Origin of the sequence: Kitasatospora sp. MY 5-36 (genome assembly GCF_001182915.1) — a bacterium.
Lineage (GTDB): Bacteria > Actinomycetota > Actinomycetes > Streptomycetales > Streptomycetaceae > Kitasatospora.
In genome coordinates this window covers 1-761 of sequence record NZ_LFVW01001362.1, presented here as the reverse complement: position 1 = coordinate 761, position 761 = coordinate 1, and the positions used below count along the sequence as shown (strand labels likewise).

The following is a 761-nucleotide window of genomic DNA, read 5'->3' as shown; positions in this document are numbered from 1 at the left end:
TGGCCGGGACGGCGGTGCGGCTGGCGGTGCCGGCCGCGCACTCGGACGCGCTGCTGCGCCGGCTGCTGCTGGGCCGCCCGGCCGTCCGGGTGCTGGCGGTGCGTCGGCGCGAGGAGGGGGAGCGGTGACGGCGCGGATCGGTGCGCTGACCCGGTACCACCTGGAGCTGCTGCTGCGCTCGCACGCCTGGCTGCCGCCGTTCCTGGCGTACGCGGTGCTGCTGGTGGTCGGGGTGGCGGCGGGGGACCCGCTGCTGGGCGGCCTCGGCTTCGGCGCGGGGGTGCTGCTGCCGGTGAGCGCCTGGTACGTGCGCAGTGCGCTGAGCGCGGAGCCGCCGGCCTCGCGGGCCTGCCTGGTGGCGGCGGCGGGCCCGGTCCGGGTCCACCTGGGTGCGCTGCTGGCGGCGCTGACGGTGTCGCTGGTGCTGGCGGTCGGTCAGGTGGCGGCGGTCTGGTGGACCAGCGGGCCGGTGGTCGGCCAGGGGGCGCGGCAGGAACCGGGGACCGGGCCGGCGGTGCTGGCCGGGCTGGTGGCCTCCGTGGTCTGCGCGCTGCTGGGGGTGCTGGCCGGGGCGGTGGCGAACCGTCCGGTGCTGGTCCACGCGCAGTACGGCATCCCGGCGGCGCTGGGGCTGGCCACGCTGCTGCTGGTGGTGCCGGCCTCGCCGGCCAACGCGGCGGTGCGCGGGCTGGTGTCGGCGGCCCGGACCGGCCGGGTCACGGTGCCGTGGCCGAGCCTGCTGGCCGCCGCCGTCCTGCTGG

General features: G+C 79.5%; 1 protein-coding gene. It reads left to right on the top strand.

Annotated elements, in window-relative coordinates; all coding sequences use genetic code 11:
* Positions 1-124: 124 nt before the first annotated feature.
* A partial coding sequence (locus AE652_RS42445) for a hypothetical protein (RefSeq protein ID WP_063780433.1) occupies positions 125-761 on the top strand: 637 nt, incomplete at its 3' end.